Origin of the sequence: Nonomuraea antri, from assembly GCF_013283785.1 — a bacterium.
Taxonomy (GTDB): domain Bacteria; phylum Actinomycetota; class Actinomycetes; order Streptosporangiales; family Streptosporangiaceae; genus Nonomuraea; species Nonomuraea antri.
Genome location: NZ_JABCPZ010000126.1, coordinates 1 through 19,897 on the forward strand (window position 1 = coordinate 1; position 19,897 = coordinate 19,897).

Below are 19,897 nucleotides of genomic sequence, written 5' to 3' on the forward strand. Positions count from 1 at the left end.
GGTCATCACGTGTCTCCTTTGATCTTGAAGTGTCGCATTCAAAGGATCACGCGATGACCGTCCTCATTTCCCGGCGGCACGCCTGTGACCAGGTGAAACTCGTACACCACCTCCGTGGACGCAACCGGCGGTGGCCGGCAAGCTCGCCTGGTTGGGACCATCCCCGCATGCGCGGGGATCACAGCCCTTGGACAACCCGCTCACCTCGGATGACGGGACCATCCCCGCGTGCGTGGCGAGCACGAAGAGGGCGGGGGCCTCGTCGTGCAGGGCTAGGGACCATCCCCGCGTACGCGGGGAGCACTTTCGGTTGAGCATCCGGCCGCCCGCGGCGGCGGGACCATCCCCGCGTGCGCGGGGAGCACACAGTGATGATCGGCGTGTTCGCGTCGCCTTCGGGACCATCCCCGCATGCGCGGGGAGCACCAGGTCCGTCGTCAAGATCGCCCCCGATACCTGGGACCCTCCCCGCGTGCGCGGGGAGCACAAGACCATCGTCTCCCTCCTGAAGTGGATGGAGGGACCATCCCCGCGTGCGCGGGGAGCACTCCGGCTGGTACAGCAGCACGCTGGCGCTGGAGGGACCATCCCCGCGTGCGCGGGGAGCACGCGTGGCTCCTCCTCTCGACTCTCACTGAAAGGGGACCATCCCCGCGTGCGCGGGGAGCACAGCCGGTCAAGGATGTCCCGGGGGGCGCGGCCGGGACCATCCCCGCGTGCGCGGGGAGCACCTCGATTGGGTGGACTGCGCGAACTCCTGGGAGGGACCATCCCCGCGTGCGCGGGGAGCACTACACCTCATACGACAGCTTCCACCGAGAGCTGGGACCATCCCCGCGTGCGCGGGGAGCACTACACCTCATACGACAGCTTCCACCGAGAGCTGGGACCATCCCCGCGTGCGCGGGGAGCACCGCGATCATAGGGCTTCAAGATGTCGATCACTGGGACCATCCCCGCGTGCGCGGGGAGCACAGAGCCTTGAGCATTTTGGCCGTCGTGGCGCGGGGACCATCCCCGCGTGCGCGGGGAGCACGTCACCAGCGTGTCCGGCGAGGTGCCCGATCTGGGACCATCCCCGCGTGCGCGGGGAGCACTCGCGGCGGAGCCAGTGCGCCGGCCCGTCCGGGGGACCATCCCCGCGTGCGCGGGGAGCACCGACGCGCGCTGGATCCTCGCCATGTGCGAGCGGGGACCATCCCCGCGTGCGCGGGGAGCACGACGCCGTAATCCTCATCCTGCTCATCCTCGCGGGACCATCCCCGCGTGCGCGGGGAGCACTCGCGGCGGAGCCAGTGCGCCGGCCCGTCCGGGGGACCATCCCCGCGTGCGCGGGGAGCACACCCTGCTCGTCACGCCCAACGCGTCCGGCCTGGGACCATCCCCGCGTGCGCGGGGAGCACAAGGCGCTGCCCCGCCACCTCGACGAGTCGCAGGGACCATCCCCGCGTGCGCGGGGAGCACGGGGCTCTCCGACTGGAGACCCCGGCTTATTCAGGACCATCCCCGCGTGCGCGGGGAGCACAGGTGTTCGCCGAGCTGGAGCGCCGCGCCGAGGGGACCATCCCCGCGTGCGCGGGGAGCACCCACCCGGAAGCGAGCCCATCTACGTCCAGCAGGGACCATCCCCGCGTGCGCGGGGAGCACGGAGAGCCAGCGGCGACATTTGTGTTGCGGGCGGGACCATCCCCGCGTGCGCGGGGAGCACGGATCGGATCAAGGAAGCGTCCCAGGCTGTCGAGGATCCGGGACCATCCCCGCGTGCGCGGGGAGCACTTGATCTCTCACTCTCACACGATGGTGTACAGGGGACCATCCCCGCGTGCGCGGGGAGCACGTGGCGACCTTCTTCTCGCCGGTGCCGGGTGCGGGACCATCCCCGCGTGCGCGGGGAGCACCGTCCCGGACGTCCCTTCCCAGATCTGAGGCAGGGACCATCCCCGCGTGCGCGGGGAGCACACGGCCGCCAGGATCGCTCTCAGCGCTTCGCGGGGACCATCCCCGCGTGCGCGGGGAGCACGTCGGGGCGGATGGCGGTGAGGAGGTCGATGAGGGACCATCCCCGCGTGCGCGGGGAGCACAACCAACCGCCATCGGACTACGTAGCCGACCAGGGACCATCCCCGCGTGCGCGGGGAGCACCGTAGAGTGATCCGGCCCCCGATAGGGGACAGGGGACCATCCCCGCGTGCGCGGGGAGCACATTCCCGGACTATTCGCCTACGTCCCTCAGCCGGGACCATCCCCGCGTGCGCGGGGAGCACGCAGACGGTCCGTCGGCGGTCTCGCGCGTGTAGGGACCATCCCCGCGTGCGCGGGGAGCACGCCGCGCTGGAGCTCTTCGGCGCGCCGGCGGAGGGACCATCCCCGCGTGCGCGGGGAGCACAGGCCGTCCTGGGGAAGGGGTGACGTCGTGGCGGGACCATCCCCGCGTGCGCGGGGAGCACGGCCTGGGCGCGAGCATCCTGGCGGTGACCGAGGGACCATCCCCGCGTGCGCGGGGAGCACTTCAGGGAATCACTAAGGCTTGGCAAGCCGAAGGGACCATCCCCGCGTGCGCGGGGAGCACCCCGAACCGCACGAGCAGGGCAACCAGGCCGTGGGACCATCCCCGCGTGCGCGGGGAGCACTAGCCGGCGACGTCTCGGCGGCGGTCGGCCGCGGGACCATCCCCGCGTGCGCGGGGAGCACGAGCCATCACCGACGCGACGAAAGGCACGCCCGGGACCATCCCCGCGTGCGCGGGGAGCACGTCACCGCCGCCGGCGACGTCACCACCGCGGCGGGACCATCCCCGCGTGCGCGGGGAGCACGCCGCCTCCCCCGTCGCGAAGATCCCGATATCTGGACCATCCCCGCGTGCGCGGGGAGCACTTCGCCCTGGCGGAGGCCGACGTCCATGCCGAGGGACCATCCCCGCGTGCGCGGGGAGCACAGTGGTCGCGCGCATCAGACCGCGACCCTGTTGGGACCATCCCCGCGTGCGCGGGGAGCACCCGGCGCGCAGGATGGTGCGCACGCGCCCGTAGGGACCATCCCCGCGTGCGCGGGGAGCACTCTCGCCGACCTGCGCGTTTACCGGCTGCGGAGGCCGTTTTGGAGCACTTTCGTGGAATCGGACATTGCGGACTCCTGTGTGGGATGGAGCATCGGAGGCGGTGAATCAGGGTCTGGTTGTTGGAGGGCCCGGCAAGAGTGTGGCATGCCGCTAGGCGTGCGCACGTATTTGGCACGATCAACCGCAAGCGATCACCCACAGCCGTACACCACCGGACGCACAAGAAAGCCCTCAACCGGCGTTTAAGCTGGTCAAGGGCTCTTTGTCGCTGCTGGACGATAGTGCCCCCGGCAGGATTCGAACCTGCGGCACCCGCTTTAGGAGAGCGGGGTATGTATGGCCCGCCTACTTGGTGTGAGCTGCGCAAACAGCTCCCAACTTCGGTAGGCATAGTAAGATCATCCCCCGCATGTCTCGCAGAGAGAGATCCGCTTATGGAGTGCCTGCCACTCGTCATTGCCTATTATCCGGAGGTCACGAGCAGTGGGATCTCCAGAAAGAGCCCTTCGCGCGACCTGCTTAGCCGGATGGTTTCCCATACACACTTGTAGGGTTGAGCTACACGCGCGTGCGACGGAGCACTACCAGCCTCGTCGAGTTCATTCACCCACATGAGGTTCACAAGCTGGGCAATATTCATGCTCAGAGTTTGCGAGAACATGTCTATGTGACCCTCGAGCGATGGAAACTATAGCGCTCTGTAATGATCCTACTTCGACGCAATCCGTGTCGACGCCTTGGCATGTCAGTGGGAGTACCTAGAACGCGCCTCGCGCCGGGCCTCTCTCCTTAGCTCCGCATGGTTGATCGGGTTGCGCAACTTGTCTCGGCGTGACGGATCTCCAGCTCCCAGCCACTCGTCGAACTCTTCATTTGCCTTAACCAGGGCAGAGGCGATGTCTCCCTCGGATACTCCCTCAAGAGCGGTATCAGCCCAGTCCTCCTGAAGTTCCGTCTCCGTCAGAACATGTCGATTGACCTCATACAGCCTATCTAGAGGAACTAGTAACCGCGTGTCGTTCATAATTACACGCTGTTGCAACAGGAGTATTCCGTCATTGCTGAGCGTAGCCACTCGCTTTGTCAGGTCCAGGCGTTCGCTCTTGACCGAGGTTCTCTCGGTCAGATCCACGAGGTAGTTCAGTTTTCCTGGGCCCAGGAGCTCAGGAAGGGGCATGACTCGTAGGTTCTTCTTCCAGATGGTCTTCCCGATGCGCCCATCTTGGAGATTGAGGGGGGCAACCCCCATTCGTGATCGCAGGATCGTTCCACGCCGCATGGAACAAGGATGAGCAACCACCTGGATCATGGCGGGCGGCTCATCGAAGTCTGGCAGGGCGACGTCTTGAAAGACATCACCCTGCATCAACGGACGACTGAGGGGTGGGACCTCGCCCCAGTCCCTGTACACATGCTCGTGGGCATCAGGATGCGACAGGTCGAGCTGATCTCCCACGCAGCACCTCGCTACTGAGAATCGCGGATCCGTAGTGCCGGCTCACCATCCGGCCCGATGTAGACATCCACGTTACTCCTCCGAGCATCCCGCCAGGACGAATCGAGGCTATCAAGTACATCTGCCGCATTGCGGCGACCACAGGCGATGTCCAGCAGTTCCGCCTTGTGACCAGCGACATAGAGCTCCATCGGCCGGATCGCGTAACCCTCCCCTAGCGGAAAGGTCACCTCCATCCACTGCGCCGGGTCTTCGATGCAGTTTTCTTCGAGCAGATCCAGAAACGCTGCGAGCCTGGCAAGCTCAAGTCGCTTTTCGGCCGAGGCCTGCCCACCGGTGCGCCATTTTCGGATGGCCGAAACTGTGACACCCGTGAGCCGTGCCATGTCGGCCCACGACATGCCTCGGTCTGTCGCGAGTTCATCCAGTAGCGTTCGAACGCTGCTACGCACCTTTACGGCTGCGCGTTCCTGGAGATCAAGGTCTTGGCTAGCGTGGTGTACCTTAGCGATTTCGGCGTTAAGGCTATTAACGTACGTTCTTAGCGGGCCAGCCTCGTAGAGGATGGTGGATCGGGTCTCTGTCGGAGACGGTGATTGGCGAATCGTTCGAGTGCTTGTGCCAGTGGGTGAGGTCAGGTCGTTGTACGCGCCTAAAGTCATTAAATATCACCTCGAAAGACTGCGCGAGAGCGATCATTAAGTGCGTCTTGAAACCTCTTGCCCGTTGGCGCATGTAGGCGATCAAAGAGCTCGACCGTCCCCTCAACGTCAAACTTGCGGGCCTCCGATGTCTCGGATGCCTCCCAGTAGCTATCGATGTCGAGCACGAAATATGGGCCGGACGCTTTTTGTCGCCGCGGTTTTAGGACCGTTCCTTTGACGAAAACTCCCGGCCCCTCAGCCGCTATGCATCGAAAGTTCATACCCATATCTGGGCCTATCGAATACGTTACGACACTCTGGAAAGAGCGTGCCGCGTTATCTCTCCAGGGCCCAGCCATTGCGACGAGTTCTGGAGAGACCCACTCACTCCAGTCTGCCGCATCACGGATCTTGCCGGGGACGCGAATCTCGTCTATGTATCGGAGGCCTAGACGTTCTATTGCAGGAATAAGACTCTGGTCCGCCAGAACCTCTAGTACCCGACGAATTAGCCGACGGAATTCGGAAAATTCGGTATAGAACGTACTTTCGAATATGGTAGCACCTTGAGTGATCGCGGCAGAGATGGTGGACTCTCTGTTCGTCAGGCGGAAGAGCTCAAGGGTCCGGGAAGTCTGCGATCCTTCATCGGTGATCTCTAGTTCGACGGTCTGCTCTCTCCGCTGGATCGGCAAGATGTCCTCAAGTGCCAACCGCAGCCTGTCTAGGGTGTCCTCATGCCGCAAGCGCGGTGACGCTGGATAGCGGACCTCTGCAACCACGAGCTGTAGCGGGGGGTTGGGGTAGATCTCCCTGCGCTCATACACTGCGCCGCTCCTGGTTCTTATAGCAGGATATGGGGCCTTGGTACCAAAACCAATACCCAAACACTAACCGTATTGTGCACCGATGGCACGGGTGCAGAGGGGTGATTGTCGAGTCAGGTATGGTCAAGGATTGCTATCGACACCGCTACCTGCACTAACGTGTCATCAGCTACCCGGATAGGCCAGGCTCATGAGACTAGGGGGAGCAGATGAGTAGCTGACCAGTTCCAGACTGTTGACCCGGTGCAGGTGCAACGCGTGGTGGAGTGCGAAGAAGAGGTGATCCCTGCCTTGAAAGAGCCGGTGTGGCCGGCCTATAGCCATCGCCGCGGACCCGGGCGCCTAGTCTGCTTCGGGGACGAGGCAAGCCAGGGGCTGTGGTCGCCCAAAGGAAGAACCTGGGCGACCACTCTAGCGATTCCACCCGCTTACCGGCCTTCAGGTGAAAATCACCTCTGAATCCTTCCGCGATCATCTCGTGTCGAAGATGGACTCTGCATCCCTGGATTGGCGGCTCGTCAGATGTCCTTGAAGGTTGCGGTGATCCCCAATTCCTCCAGCCGCTGGCGGAGCTGCGCGGCTGCCTCGCTTTGTAGCACCATCTGGACGGTGCCCTGCAGATAGCTGATCTGCCGTTCGTCCAGTGAGATGTAGAAGGCCCGGAACAGAGCAGCGAACTTGTCGGCGACATCGCCGCTGGCGAGCAGATTGCTTGTGAAGGAGAAGGCGACCTGCTGATCCTTGGCAGATGGCTCGCGGTCGTCGCCACCTCCGCTGCGCTCGGAGGACCCGGTGGCCCCAGTTTCTCCTGGTCTACCCGGGGTACTCGACCCAGAGTTTTCATTGCCTCCGGAACCACCCTCGGTCGCGCACGCGCCCTCATGGATTGGTTGGCCGCACTCTGCGCACACCTTCAGCTGCGGTTTGGCCAATCTTAGACCTGTGCTTGAGAGGTTGACCTGGCTGGGAGCGGTCACTGCCACCTCGGCGCCAGTTCCGTCTACGATGCTTACCAGCTCGCCGGTGACAGCATCGTAGATCGCCTGTTGAAGGTCTCGGTCGCCGCCGTACAGCAGCGGCAGTCGAGGGGCGCTGTAGAAGGCGGCCCGAATGTCGGAGAGGGTCTTGTCGTAGTCCTGCTCGCGCAGGTTGTGCACCAGGGCCCTGGCTCCGAACTCTCCAGCGTCGAAGACCTTATCCCGATCTGCGAGCCCCTTCCAGATGCTGGTGCCGTCTAGCGCGGTGAGGTTTTCCTCGTCGAATGTCAACTGATCCAGATACCGTTCTCCGTTTGGGTCCGGCTGTGCGAGGAAGACAACGTGCTGGTAGGCCCGCTTGATGGACTTCTCCAACTGTTGCCTGGCGTCGCTGAGTTCCTTAGTGCCGGTGGCCTTGAGCTCGTCGTCGTTCTGAATCTCGGGCGCGGCCAGCGCCCGTTGCCGAGCCAGGTACTCCACTGCCATTCCGCGAGCCAGACCGCGCCGCTGGGTGTTCGCCACCGCGAATACGGCGCTGCTGGCCCACTGCACGGGGAGCTGCTGAGCGCCTTGCCCGAGCCCCATCGCGATGGTGAGCGCCTCGATGGTCACCTCTTCCATGCCGTTACGCAGGCTGAACTGCGCGGGATCGAGCACAAACAATCGCGTGGTGTAGGCGGTATCCAGGCCGCTGGTGGCCAGAACGTCGGCCGCAGGGCGTGTGAGATCAGCGGGGATGAACTTGTGGTCGCGAAATGGGCCGCTGCTAGCGATCTTCTTGGCGAATTCGGCGACGATTGCGTCCCGCTCCGCATGTGTAATGGTGCGCCGGATGTTACTGACCAGCATTCGATGGGTCAGACGGGTGGATAGGAAATACCGGGCCGGCTTGTTGTTGCCCTGGCCAGGCACGATGTCGAGCGCGCTCATGCCCCGCTCGGGATGGACGAGGTTATCGACCACGATGTCGGCGTCGGTGATCGTGTAACGCACGTCCGGGATGGCGGTGGCTGCCTTGACCTCGGGTGCGCTGGCGCCGCGCCCGCGGCCGGGCCGCAGGGTGCCGACAATGCTGGCTAGGAAGATGAACGTGGCCGCGCGCTCGGCCGCGCTCGGGTTGCTGTCGTTCCACTGAAATGGGTCGCGCCCGAGGTCCTGCTTTCGGGCAGTACCGTCTGTGCCGTCGTGGTTGACGATCTCGATCTCGGCCAGACTCCGATAGTTCGCGATCGTTCGGTCATCCTCGACCAGGCCGCTGCCGAGCAGCGCTTCTCGGACCGTGCTGTCCGATAGCGGCAGGTCACCAGGGCCGATGAGCACAGGTACCCAGCCACCCGACTTGCCGCGCTGTTGCAGGGCGTACACCGTGGCGGCGAAGATCCGGATCGTTGAGCGGACTCGCTGGAATCCGGTGACCTTGCTCCACTCCTCCTTGGCAAGGTTGATCAGCATGGGGTGGAACGGATAGCTGGCGGTGACCTCAGCCTCCCAGTTCTGCCGCCAGTCTGCTCCGATGGCGTCCCATACGTTCTTGGCCCACGCCTTCTCTCCGTGCACGGATGTGAAAAGCGCAGCTGTGGCCGCGACCACCTCGGCGGCGGGCTCGGCGTCGAAGAGCCTTCGCCGCAGGATATCGGCGAAGTCGCCCACTTCGGTGACGGTAGCAGGAAGCCCATTACGTTCGAGCAGGGTGTTGAGATCGTCACGGCGATCCCTGCCGGCCTTGGACAGCGCGGTCTTGTCGGCATCTGAGGCGATCATCACGACGAGCATCGCGACGTGTGGCACGTCGTTGACGACATCGAGTAGCGCGCGCAGAAAGGCCATATCCTGGGCAGCCAGCTCGGGCTTGTTGACACCGTCAAGGCCGTTGCCGACGTAGTCGAGCACCTCATCAATAATGATCAGTACTGGCCGGTTCACGGCCCGTATAGCCTCGGCGACCTTGTGTTTGTCGCTCCAGAACGGCAGGTAGCGCTCATAGAGCGAATAGTCCTTGGTGAACAGCCGCCACAGGAAACGCTCGTAGAGGCTGGAAGCTGGGCCGTCGATCTCCTGTTTCCCCGCACCCGGGGTCATGCTGTCGCAGGGCAGCACAACGACGTGCGGATGTCCAAGATCCTTTGGTAATTCCCGCCCCAGCTTGGCGCGCGCGCGTTCAGCGACTTGTTGACCGAGCTCAGTACTGAGCAGGGTCTCAGGGTTAGCGGCCAAGTGGTAGGCACCGATGCAGGCGTGCGACTTGCCGCCGCCCATTCCCTGATCGAGCCGGGTGACCGCCCGTGCCTTGAGATAGTCGGCGCCGCCGCCGATGCGGACGGCGATCTCGGTAAGCAGGTCGATGAGTCGTCCGGTTGGGTGGGTGATCTCCCCGTAGTAGCCCGCATTGGCGTACGGTGGTCGATCTGTCCCTTTGCTGTGCACGGCTCCGAACAGCGACATCTGCACGTCGTCGATTTGGCCGGACGCGCTGAGAATTTCCGGGCGAAGTTTGAGGGCCTTCCACCAAGGCGTCACATTCGCCGTCACGGTAATTCTCCTAGTTTGTAATATATGTATACGTTGGGATCGCTCATCGCCGTCAGATCAACCTCAGCTGAGCGTCATCAACCTCTTGGCGGAGGATACTTTCGCGATTGCTCGCCGCGAGTGACTCGGCCGCGCTGCTGATCCCCGTCTTGGTTCGCAGCACGCGAGTAAGTGCTACGGAGTCCGGGTCATTGGCGGGAAGTCGATCGGCAAGGAACTGGATGGTCGACCATAGATGGGTGTCGTCCCCTGTTCGCCCCGCGGCGATCAGTACCTGACCCATGGCCTGCAGCCCTTCCTCTGATGCGGCGGCGAGCGCCAAGGCTACGTCGATCACAGCCGAGTCGCCATTGATCTTACCGACATGATCACGAGATGTGATGAAACAGACGCCTTTGCCGGCATCGGCCACCAGATCACGGACCGCCGTCAGATCGAGAGAGGAGGCAAGAGCCTGCCACCGTAGCTCAGACTTCGCTTGGGCCTGACGGCCGTACAGTCTCACCCACCACAGAGCGAACCGGGTTCGGGTGTCAAAGGCATCCAATGGCTCGTGGTTGATCTCGACCGCCATGGCTTCCTGGACTGCTGCACGCGCCAGCGGCAGGAACGTATAGATGTCGACGGGCTCGCCCTTGGCGTCGAGAACCTCGCTGTAGCGGCCGACCGCTTCCATCGCGGGCCCCGCCGCTGCCATCAACATGTCCGCAGGGGCGAGGCCCCACCGCTCCCAATCGAGGTAGCGCTTCTTAATCTCTGACTTGATCTCGGCTTCGACGACACCCTTCCTGCCCACGGGGCGCCCAGAAGGAGCGGGGCGGCACGCCATCGTCAGGGTCGTGACGATATTGGTGAAGCCAACCTTGCCGCCCGCTTCGGTCTTGGCCGGCCACGCGCCCGTGAGGACGAGCCCAGCATCGTGGATCGCGGTGAGCAGTCGTTGCCAGACCTCTGGTTCGCCGTGGCCGAACACAATAGTGACAACGCCGTCTTGTGTGACTACGCGCTGTGCCTCCCCAAACGCCTTGGTAATCAGAGAGTCGTAATGCTGGCGGTCGCGGTGGTCGTCGTTGCTCGTCCCGCCCTTCTTGACGATGATCTCTTCTTGTTTCTCCTGCACACCGAATTCGTGTGCGGTCATGCCCAATTCCGGCCAGGAGTCGACGAGGGCGCGCTTGATCCAGACGTAAAACAGATCGCTTGCATCGCTGTAGTCGATCATGGCGTCGTAAGGGGGGTCGGTGACGACAGCGGTTATGCTGCGGTCCCGGAACGGGAGACTGATCGCCGAGCCGCGCGATACCTCGCAGGGGACGGCACTGTGAAGCGGCATGGTCGTCTCAAGCGCCTTGAGAGTGCCGTCGGCCACAGATGCCCAGCTTCCCGGCCCGTCGGCCAGGCCGACCTCGAAATAGTCGAACGAGAAGTTGAGGCTCGACTCAGTGGCGAAAAGGTCGTTGACCTTGTTGAGTTTGGGATCGAGGGTGCAGCCACGAGTGGCGCGTCGGATCTTCCTAGCCAGAACTGCGGCAGCGTAGCCCGTAAGGGCCCGAATGTAGTCGTCGCTGTTGCCGTTCTTGGCCAGTTCCCCACCTATGTCCCGGATGCACTTGGCCAAAGTGATGAACGACAGCGTCTGACGGGCGTTCATCATGTCGCCGTAGGTACGGGCGCCGTAGACGGTCGCTTGAATGGTCCAAGTGTTCCCAGCGGGAATCCGCTCGTCGGGTGTGGCGGCGAGGAACGGCCCAAAGCGGGGCTCTTCGCTCAGGGCGGTCATGGCGGCTTCGATGGCCTCGAGCTCCTCCCGCTCCAGCGGGCGGTAGGACTTGCCGAGGTCTGGGTCGATGTCAGCGGCGAGTAGCGGCGCATCGCGCCCCAGATCCTTCTCGAAGATGCGCATCTGCATCTGACGGTCATGCGCGTGTGTACAGAAAGGGCACACGGCCAGGCGGCCGTTGCTGTCGTACTTGCTCTTACCGGGTGGGACCTGCCGTGTGGGTGCCCGGCGTGGGGAGCCTTCGTGAACCACGACAGACCAGGTGCCGCTTTCGGTGTCTGCGTCGATGTAGTACGACTGTCCAGGATCGTGGAAAGTTTCCTTCGTGGTGCGGTTCTTGCGCTTGCCAGCCTTCCGCAAATCGAGTTGGCCGATGAGAGGGAAGTACCGTGAGCACTCCTGGCAGGGAATGGTGATCGCCCAGAGGTACCCCCATGGATGACGACCCGCGACCTGCGGATAATACTCCTTTAGCGCGTTACGGTGGCGTATGTCGATCTCGACGAGCACCGCTTTAACATCTTGCACGAGCCGTGGCCGGGTCTCTATGAGGGTCGTGCCCTCTTGCAGGTAGGGAATTGCCGGTTCGTCGTCCCAGATCCGGCAGGGATAGTCCGTGAGTAGTCGAGAGGCCAGTACAGCAACCGGGCTGTAGTCCAGTGCGTGAGCGCTGATGCCAAGCCGTGCTGCTTCTAGAGGAATCATTCCTCGTCCGCTGAAGGGGTCGAGGGAACTGGCGCCATCACCCTCGCTGCGGACGACCTCGCGCCGGATCTCCTCAGCCTTCGCGTATCGGCCCGTCATCGCCTCGCGGACCAATTCCTGGAGCCGTTGCTGCTCAGCAGGGTCGTCGGGCCAGGGCAGTAGAGAGCAAATCGTCGCTGCCTTGGCTTGGGCGGAGGGACGCTTGGCGAACCAGGTCATCACACCGACTTCGGCGTTACCGCTGCCCCATCCTGATCGGCTGTTGGCGCTGACCTCTGCACAGGGAAACCATCGTTCGATCATGCGGGTCATACGTTGCTCCCTGGTGCGTTCTTAAGTCTGCTGCCGGGGACGCGGAAGATCGCGTTCCCGACCATGTCGTCGGCAAAAAGTGTGGCGGGGTCTTGATAGGCGCCGAAGAAGCGGCCCTTTCCATCGGTGCACTGGTCGACTACGTAGAGCCAGTACTCCTTGCGGTGCTGGGTCGCGATAAGCACTTCGTTGCCGGTCATCCGGATGCCCTCGCTAGCTGCGCTACCCAGCACGCCCTTGACTTCGATGTGACGGACCTGGCTGTTGCGGCGAGCCTCAAGGTCGTATCCACGGCTTTCGGTGTGGACGTCCTCGACCACCCAGCCGTCGTTGACGAGCAACTGCTGGACGTGCCGCATGGAGACCAGTTCAGCGTCGATCTCAGCCTTGACGCTGATATCCGCTGCCGCCAGGACACGCATCCGCCCGACAAGCTTCGGCTCGGTGAGGCGAACGTCCGCGAGACGTTCGAGTTCTGCGAGTCGCTGCGCAGTCTGGGCCTGGAGTTGCCGCCGCAGTTCCAGCCGTGTGTCACGATCGTTGATCGTCTCAGTCAAACTCAACGGCAGGTTTGTCAGATCCCTGCGTGCCTGAGCGAACCAGTCGGAGCGGACCTTCTGGTGCTCGGCGATCGTCTGCGCCGCCACGATGTTGGCCGCCGCGTCCGCGCTGTTCTCACGCGCTGGGTGTGGTGCGGTGCCATGCTGGTCGGTGGCCACGAGGTTGGCCAGGGCTTCCCATCGAACGGGCCGGGCGTTGCCGCTGTCGTCGACCTTGATCAGGGTCGCCCACACACTGGCCCGCTTGCCGTCGTTCTCCGTCAGTGTCGCCTCGTACGCATAGAGGTCGTAGGGGGTGAGGCTGGTGGGGTCGGCTGCGGCGCCGGACTGGTATAGGTCTTCGGCCAGACGCGCTGCGGCCAAGTTGATCAAGTCCGGGAACCCAGGTTCTCCGGGCCCAAGCGTGATGGTGTCGCCGATATCGATACTTCCCTCGGCCTCGCGCACCGCGTCCCCGCTCGTGGCGATGTGGACCTCGCCGGCACCACCCAGGCTGGGAGGGAACGTGGAACCGCGGGTGAGGGACAGCCGCCGGAACCCGGCTCCCGCAGCGGTCGGCGCCGATTGCAGGACTCCGGCGGCCATGAGCCGGTCGAGGTACGCCTCGACGATGGCAGGGTTGATACGCGCGAACAGGTCGCGCTGAAGCAGTGTCAGCGCGGCTACCGCATCGACCTGGCTGGCCAGGCGCCGCTCGTTGTCTCGGACCTGTCGAGCCACCCGGGCGAGCTCCTGTGCTTGTACGGCACGGCCAGCGTCGATCGCCTGCTGCTTCTTGAGCTCATCATCGCCGTACAAGTCGGAGAGCCATTTGTCGTAGTCGACACCCGTGAGCTCGGCCACCGCAGACAGGCTGTCGAACATCTGGCCGCGTAGCTCGTTCGCCGCCGCGACGAAGTTATCCAGCAGCCGCAGGAGGGTCTCACCTTCACGTGTATCGGTGGCGACCAGGTTGTACAGGAAGACGTCGCGTTGCTGCCCGACCCGGTGGATGCGACCCATCCGTTGTTCGAGGCGGACCAGAGACCACGGAATGTCGTAGTTGACCAGGACGCGCGCGGCCTGTAGGTCGATGCCCTCATTACCGGCGTCGGTGGTGACGATGACTTGGAACTCACCGCGCATGAATGCCTTGCGGACCTCGTCGCGTTCCGGCTTGCTCTGCCGGCCCGAATACAGCCGGGCGCTGTAGCCCTGGGCGCCGAGCCGTTCGGCGATCCACCCTGCGGAGTCCGCGTATTCAGTGAAAATGACGGCCTGCTCACCGTTCCCAGGGTGAATTCCGTGCTTGGCCAGACAGTCGTTGTGAAGCCGGCTCCATTTCGAGGGCCGCCATCGGGGATCCCTGATCGTGACGTCGATCTGATCCGCAAGGTTCTTGATCGCGGCCCGTTCGGCCCTGGAGGAGGTAGAACTGGCGTTGACGATCCTCGCTTCGTCCGCTTCGGCTTCATCACCGGGGTCCGCACTTTCGGCGATCAGCGCGGCCTCAGCTTCACTCATCGCCCCCATGTGGTCATAGCGCCTACGTAGGGTCTCGGCGAGAGCGTACAAGCTGGAGGCCGCGCGCTTGCCGTAGACCATGCGGGCGAGCCGCTGCGCGGTCGGTGGGAAGAACTGGTCGACCATCTGCAGAGCAGCCTGGTAGTAGCTGTACTCGATCTGCGACAGCGGGACGTTGTGGTTCTGGGCCGTGCGGCCCTTGAACAACCTCGTCTTGCCGTCGTAGTCGACCAGGTCCTCCTTCATTCGCCGGAGGAAGTGGATCGGGCCGGGCCGCAGGGCGTTGAGCTCGACATTGGGATCACTGCCCGGATCTGGGTAGATCTCGGGGTCGACAAGGTGTAGCAGATGCCGAAAGAGCCATTCCTTACCCCGGTGCGGGGTCGCAGTCATCAAAACCGCGCGCGGGGTGTTCTTTGCCAGCAGCCGTCCGACCTGGTGGAATCCGGCCGCAGTCGGCGTCAGCCGGTGCGCTTCGTCGAACACCACCAGATCCCATCCGGCCTTGTCCGGGCGGATGGCGTCTTGGACAGCTGGGTTGACCGCCGCCAGTTCCAGCGACACCACCCACAGGTCATTGGAGTTCAACGCGTCCTCACGCACGGTGGCCGAGGTGAGCTGGCGCAGCCCGCCGCCCAGGAGGCGCTGGAAGTCATCCACCCACTTTGTGGCGAGGTTCGCAGGACACACGATGATTGCGCGCTTGACCAGCCCCAGACGCTGCATCTCCCGGATGTACAGGCCCGCCATGATTGTTTTTCCGGTGCCTGGCTCATCGGCCAGGAGGAACCGCAGCAGTGGTTGTGGCAGCATCGCACCGTAGACGGCGGTCGTCTGATGGGCGTACGGCTTCAACGGCGTCGACGCCATTGCGCTGGATTCGGCGTTGGTGGCCGCAGCGTCCATCCACCGGGTCCACATCGCGGCCAGTACCCTGGCGGAATCAGCCCGTCCGTCGCTGACTAGCGGCCGGACCGTGACCATGTCTCCAGCCGCGAGATTCACCTCGTGTCGGTGATCCTCGTCATCAACCAGAATGAGGTCCCATGACCCGGGCTTGTCCCCCGTGAGCGCGAACCGGATCGTCGCGAACTCGGGCACCCCGTCCTTCTGAACCCGGACCCGCTGTCCCCGTTCAAACACCACTTCTCCATCAGATTGCATGCTCATACGCGCGCGCCTTGTAGCTGTTCCGAATCCATAGACCCAGCATCGGGTTGAGCACCAGCCTTGATTATGTCGGCGTCGTGCTGACGACCAACCATCCACTCAAGCGAAACCGTCCGTCGACCTCAAACGAGGCCATGGTTTCCGACATCGCCGACTCCAAAAATCACTGCAGACCCTCATCGAGGTACGCCAGAAGGCTACTCGTGTGGTACACCCCACGGCAGTACATGGCCCGCACTCGCTGAGGCCCGTACCACGTCATCCGGTGGCAAGGCCCGACGAAGGAGGGCCGCGGCAGCCGATCGCCCCAGCCCCGTACGGTATAGACCGAAGTCGGCGATCGTCACGGCCTGGGCCCCTGAATAACCGACTCCTTGAAAGAGACGGACAAGGCTGATGAGTGCGCGGGCGGCGCTGCCCGCGACCGGCCGAAGAGCCGCAGCGCGGGGCAGCGACCGTCCAACGCGCGCGGGGCGCCGTAGGCGGCACGCCTTGAAGACGTAGAGAAAGTTCTCATCGGCTCCGGCGTGAGTCCGGCGTGAGTCCTTGGCAGGATGATCAATGGATCGGATGATCTCGGCTTGTCCCGTCCTGCTGGTTCTGCGTGTTCTGGTTCGTTGGCGCTTGACTGGCTGAGGGCTGATCAGCCGATGTGCGGGCCGTGTCCCTGGAGGTAGTGGCTGATCCGCAAGCGCATCGATCGGTCCATGTGGTGGCTCTCAACTTCGCCCCTGGGTACCCAGCGGACCTCGCGCGATTCTGAGCTCGGCGTTGGTTCGCCGGCGACTGGACGCGCCGTGAGGACGATAGAGAACTCTTGCCTAGCCTCGCTGTTGCTCGTGTAGAGGATGACGTGCTTAGGGTCGCTGTACGTCCCGACGAGCCCCGTGATCTCACAGGTGATCCCCGTCTCCTCCAGAGTCTCTCGGACCGCAGCGGCAGGGATGGACTCGCCGAGGTCGATGGCACCGCCGGGGAGTGCCCAGTTGTCGTTGTCGCTGCGGCGGATCAAGAGAAGCTCGCCCGCGTCGTTGGTGACGACGACGTTCACGGACGGGACCAGACTGTTCGGCGCCGGTGCGGCAGGGTCGTCGTAGTAGTCGATACGGCGGTTCACGGCCGGGAGCCTACTGCCCAGGTGCCGGCGACAGCTCAGCTTTCGTTGGGTTCGGCCTCGCCCGGCGGGCTGACGAAGCTGCCCAGGTTGGGCACCGTGTAGAGCAGGCCTTCCTCGCGCAGCTGCTTGATGGCCTTGCGGATGGTGTCGCGGGCGACGCCGAATTCCTGGACAAGCCGGACTTCAGACACCAGGTACTTTGGCGGGTATTCGCCGGACGCGATGCGGGAACGCAGGACATCCGCGATCTGCTGCCAGCGTGGGCGGTCGGGCTCGAAGTCCATCACAGGTCTAAGGGTAGAAAGGGGGCGTCAAGGTTCTTCACACGCCTCTATAGATCTATCGGTACCTATTGCTACCCCTCGGTACCCCTAGGGGTAGACAGGCTTCGCTTGTCCTCCTACGCTCGTCATGTGGCAACCAACGGCTATGACCTCGGCGCGCTACGCGGCACGTTCCCCGCCTGGTCGTTCTTCCGCAGTGATGCGGGCACCTTCTACGCGACCCGAAGCGGCGTGACCCTGAGCGACGAGGCGCTTGTGCGCGGACTGCGGCAAACGATCAGTGCTGATGACCTCGCGACGCTCGTGGCGCTGCTCGATGAGCAGAACGGGCTGAGGTGATCTCGTGACGGCTGCTCCTATTCTCGACGCTTATCACGGCACTCATGTCGCCACTCCGCAGGCCGGGGCCGAACGGGTGGAGTGGGCGCGTGCTGCCGACCGCGTTGCCAGGGTGCGCGTCCGCGAGGTCACCTGCTCCTGCCGCTGGCCCATCTTCGAGCTCTGTGCGGCGGGCGGGTTGGCCTTCGTCCGGTACGTGTCGCTGGATGACGACGGATCGATCAGCACCCTTGAGAGCCCATGGGGTCCGGCGCGAGAAGCGGCAAGGCTGTGGACGCGCATCCTGAACGGTCGGGCGCGGTGATTCACAGGGGGAGCCGGCTGTTCATGAAGGCGTCGGCAATGCGGCGCGCCACCTGTTCGGGGGTGGCCTGGTCGGTATGAACGGCGAGGGAGAACACGTCGCGGCCGTGCGTTTGCAGGTCCTCCATGGTTTCGTCCCACGCCTTCAGCCGCTTCGCCGTGTCGCTGTCGCCGCGGTGCCGAGACCGCTGCTCACAGATCTCGCGAGACACCCAGAGCAGGACGAGCAGCCACGGATCAGCCGCGACGAGGCGGCGGATATCAGGGATGTTCCCCATGTGGACGATCGGCACCTGCCCGGCGAGAACCAACTGCTCGACCTGGCCGCGGTCGATGGCGTACGTGTTGCCGTAGCGGTGGGTCTCGACCAGCAGCCGCTCGGTGCTTCGCAGTTGCGCGAGAAGCTCGGCGTCGACGAAGTCGTATTCGGTGCCACGCTGGTTGCCTGCCTTGAGCTTGCGCAGCAGCACGAACCGGGGATCAAGTTCTGCCAAGGCCGCGGTGGTCGTGCTCTTACCGCTGGCCGGCGGCCCGTACAGGACGATGCCCTTCATGTCAGGATCCGTTTCAACGATTCGCGGGTCTTGTCGGCGAGACTGATCGCCGCGCCGAGGCGGTTGTCCACGGTGATGTGCGCGGTGTCCGGGCTGGTCTCGGTGTTGAGAGTGCTGGTGTACGTGTCCCAGTTGGCGAGTTTCCAGGCGTCACGGGCGGCGCCGCGGAACTCGATGTACTCCCGCATCGAGTCGACGTCGCAGCGGATCCAGACCACTGCCACGTCGATGCTCATCGCGGCGCAACGGTTGGTGAGCCGGCTGACCCAGTCCGGATCGATCAACTCGGCGATGAAGGGGGCCGACAGGATCGCCGAGGTGCCCGCGCGCAGGTTGTCGAACGCCGTCTCCATCAGGCACCGGTACTCCAGCGGGCGAACTTCGCGTAGGTACAGGTCGCTGTGACGGTCGTGTGGATCGCCGCCCAGGGAGATCAGCAGGCGTTCGGCCATGGGACGGGTCAGGGAATCCTTGTCCAGGAAGGCCCAGCCGGTGATGTCGGTCAGGAAGCGGGAGAACTCGGTCTTGCCCGATCCCGCGTATCCACCGACGAGGGTGAGGATCGGCTTCGGGCTGCCCTGGCCGTGGCGGCGTCGCCAGGCATCGACGACTCGATTCAGGAGGGCGGTCTGCTCGGCGGTCGACGGCGCGCCAGAGACCTTGATCAGAGTTTGCTCAATAACCTGAGCGGCTTCCTGGTCTGCGGCTGGATCTGTCGGTTTGGGCAAATCGGAGATGGAGTTTTCCACTTCCGATATCTCGCCGGGGAGCGGCAGCCGGAAACCGAGTGCCGGTTCGGACGTCCGATATAGGAGGCAATAGGCCCGCCGGTAATGTGGTCCTGGATATACCGTTCCGTGTTCATGTGCCCAGAGCGTCTGGAAGTTGGCGGCGGGGGCGGTGATGCCATGCCGACTGGCCACCTGGCGGAGCTGCTCACCTGCGGCTTCAAGGCTCAGGCCGTGCGCCTCTCGATGCCGGCGGAGCACCACGGGTTGCCACCCAGGGCGGTGAATTGTCTTCATCGCATCCTTTTGCGCACTTTGTACTGGCAGGGTCAACGACGCATGTGAAAGCGCATGTGAAACCGCCGCGCAGGCAGCCGTGATGAAGCTTAGCTAACGCTCCGTGATACTCAACAGCGCGAATGAGCGGTGAACTTGAGGCATCCCAAAGGGGATAGTGGCCAACCGGAACGGGATGCCGAGATGACCAGAAACAGCCGACTTTTGGCGGAACTTCAGGCCATCAGGTCAGAAATGGAAGATCTGGCCTGCCGGCTCAGCGAGATTGCTTCCGCTCTTGGAACACAGCCTTCTCAAGATCGGCGATCCGATCGCCGAGATCCTGAAGAACGCTCCGCATCTGGGCGAGCTGCTCCATGACCAGTGGTGAGGCGAAGTCGTCAGCGGGGATGGTGACCCCCTCGCGGACGAACACGCCCTTGCCCTGCTGGCCGACGATCACGCCTTCGGTCCGGAGAACACTGATGGCCGCCTTCACGACGCTCGCCGACACGTCGTATCGCTGGCAGAGCTGGGCGGTCGAGGGCAGCGCCGCGCCGGGCGGGAGCGATCCCGTCCTGATCTGCGCGCGCAGGTCGTCGGCTATCTGGAGATAGCCGGGACGGCCGGTCTTCTCGACCATTGCTTGCCTTTCATGAGGGCGTCTGACCTCCAGTTCAGCACACCCGACGCGACATGCCAACCAAGTCTTCGTGGAAGCCCTTGACAACTTAGAATGCCAAGTGTTCTATGAATACATAGAGTCACATCGCGA

At 63.8% G+C, this 19,897-nt stretch carries 13 protein-coding genes and 1 CRISPR repeat array; of the genes, 2 read left to right on the forward strand and 11 right to left on the reverse strand.

The annotated features are described in order from the left end of the window. The first annotated feature begins 153 nt into the window (after window positions 1-153). A CRISPR array of direct repeats spans window positions 154-3,057; the repeat unit is 29 nt; unit sequence GGGACCATCCCCGCGTGCGCGGGGAGCAC. Window positions 3,058-3,803: 746 nt separating this feature from the next. The 8 genes from HII36_RS32975 to HII36_RS33010 form a co-directional block, all read right to left on the reverse strand. Then, complete coding sequence (locus HII36_RS32975; RefSeq protein WP_173527210.1) at window positions 3,804-4,514, reverse strand: hypothetical protein; 711 nt, start codon at window positions 4,512-4,514, stop codon at window positions 3,804-3,806. An 11-nt stretch (window positions 4,515-4,525) separates the two neighbouring features. Continuing rightward, window positions 4,526-5,176, reverse strand: coding sequence for a helix-turn-helix domain-containing protein (locus tag HII36_RS59300; RefSeq protein WP_268959666.1), 651 nt, complete (start codon window positions 5,174-5,176; stop codon window positions 4,526-4,528). Further along, window positions 5,176-5,985 (reverse strand): TIGR04255 family protein, encoded by an 810-nt coding sequence (locus HII36_RS32985; RefSeq protein WP_173527212.1) that lies wholly within the window; start codon window positions 5,983-5,985, stop codon window positions 5,176-5,178. Before HII36_RS32985 ends, HII36_RS59300 begins: the two co-directional genes overlap by 1 nt. Before the next feature lie 518 nt (window positions 5,986-6,503). Further along, entirely contained in the window at window positions 6,504-9,491 is a 2,988-nt protein-coding gene (locus tag HII36_RS32990; protein WP_173527213.1) for a DUF499 domain-containing protein, read from the reverse strand. 52 nt (window positions 9,492-9,543) lie between these two features. Beyond that, the gene (locus HII36_RS32995) at window positions 9,544-12,288 is read right to left on the reverse strand and encodes a DUF1156 domain-containing protein (protein WP_173527214.1); all 2,745 of its coding nucleotides are present in this window, start codon (window positions 12,286-12,288) and stop codon (window positions 9,544-9,546) included. Further along, complete coding sequence (locus tag HII36_RS33000; protein WP_217370267.1) at window positions 12,285-15,521, reverse strand: helicase-related protein; 3,237 nt, start codon at window positions 15,519-15,521, stop codon at window positions 12,285-12,287. The genes HII36_RS32995 and HII36_RS33000 overlap by 4 nt, the downstream gene beginning before the upstream one ends. A 643-nt stretch (window positions 15,522-16,164) precedes the next feature. Continuing rightward, window positions 16,165-16,638, reverse strand: coding sequence for an NUDIX hydrolase (locus HII36_RS33005; RefSeq protein ID WP_173527215.1), 474 nt, complete (start codon window positions 16,636-16,638; stop codon window positions 16,165-16,167). A 35-nt stretch (window positions 16,639-16,673) separates the two neighbouring features. Further along, window positions 16,674-16,922: a GntR family transcriptional regulator gene (locus tag HII36_RS33010; protein WP_217370269.1), complete on the reverse strand. Its 249-nt coding sequence runs from the start codon at window positions 16,920-16,922 to the stop codon at window positions 16,674-16,676. A 129-nt stretch (window positions 16,923-17,051) separates the two neighbouring features. Between HII36_RS33010 and HII36_RS33015 the strand changes: the two genes are divergently transcribed. After that, entirely contained in the window at window positions 17,052-17,261 is a 210-nt protein-coding gene (locus HII36_RS33015) for a hypothetical protein (protein ID WP_173527217.1), read from the forward strand. 4 nt (window positions 17,262-17,265) lie between these two features. Further along, window positions 17,266-17,565 carry a hypothetical protein gene (locus HII36_RS33020; protein WP_173527218.1) on the forward strand — a complete coding sequence of 100 codons (300 nt, stop codon included), beginning with the start codon at window positions 17,266-17,268 and terminating at the stop codon, window positions 17,563-17,565. A gap of 1 nt (window position 17,566) precedes the next feature. Here HII36_RS33020 and HII36_RS33025 read toward each other — a convergent pair whose 3' ends face one another. The 3 genes from HII36_RS33025 to HII36_RS33035 form a co-directional block, all read right to left on the reverse strand. Then, window positions 17,567-18,118 (reverse strand): nucleoside/nucleotide kinase family protein, encoded by a 552-nt coding sequence (locus HII36_RS33025; RefSeq protein ID WP_173527219.1) that lies wholly within the window; start codon window positions 18,116-18,118, stop codon window positions 17,567-17,569. Continuing rightward, the gene (locus HII36_RS33030; RefSeq protein ID WP_173527220.1) at window positions 18,115-19,143 is read right to left on the reverse strand and encodes an AAA family ATPase; all 1,029 of its coding nucleotides are present in this window, start codon (window positions 19,141-19,143) and stop codon (window positions 18,115-18,117) included. The genes HII36_RS33025 and HII36_RS33030 overlap by 4 nt, the downstream gene beginning before the upstream one ends. A 256-nt stretch (window positions 19,144-19,399) precedes the next feature. Beyond that, window positions 19,400-19,765 carry a winged helix-turn-helix domain-containing protein gene (locus HII36_RS33035; RefSeq protein WP_173527221.1) on the reverse strand — a complete coding sequence of 122 codons (366 nt, stop codon included), beginning with the start codon at window positions 19,763-19,765 and terminating at the stop codon, window positions 19,400-19,402. Window positions 19,766-19,897: the final 132 nt, after the last annotated feature.

Coding starts and splice junctions, on each gene's coding strand:
- HII36_RS59300 (WP_268959666.1), bottom strand. CDS start 5,176: ATGACTTTAGGCGCGTACAACGACCTGACCTCACCCACTGGCACAAGC.
- HII36_RS32995 (WP_173527214.1), bottom strand. CDS start 12,288: ATGACCCGCATGATCGAACGATGGTTTCCCTGTGCAGAGGTCAGCGCC.
- HII36_RS33000 (WP_217370267.1), bottom strand. CDS start 15,521: ATGAGCATGCAATCTGATGGAGAAGTGGTGTTTGAACGGGGACAGCGG.
- HII36_RS33010 (WP_217370269.1), bottom strand. CDS start 16,922: ATGGACTTCGAGCCCGACCGCCCACGCTGGCAGCAGATCGCGGATGTC.
- HII36_RS33025 (WP_173527219.1), bottom strand. CDS start 18,118: ATGAAGGGCATCGTCCTGTACGGGCCGCCGGCCAGCGGTAAGAGCACG.
- HII36_RS33030 (WP_173527220.1), bottom strand. CDS start 19,143: ATGAAGACAATTCACCGCCCTGGGTGGCAACCCGTGGTGCTCCGCCGG.
- HII36_RS33035 (WP_173527221.1), bottom strand. CDS start 19,765: ATGGTCGAGAAGACCGGCCGTCCCGGCTATCTCCAGATAGCCGACGAC.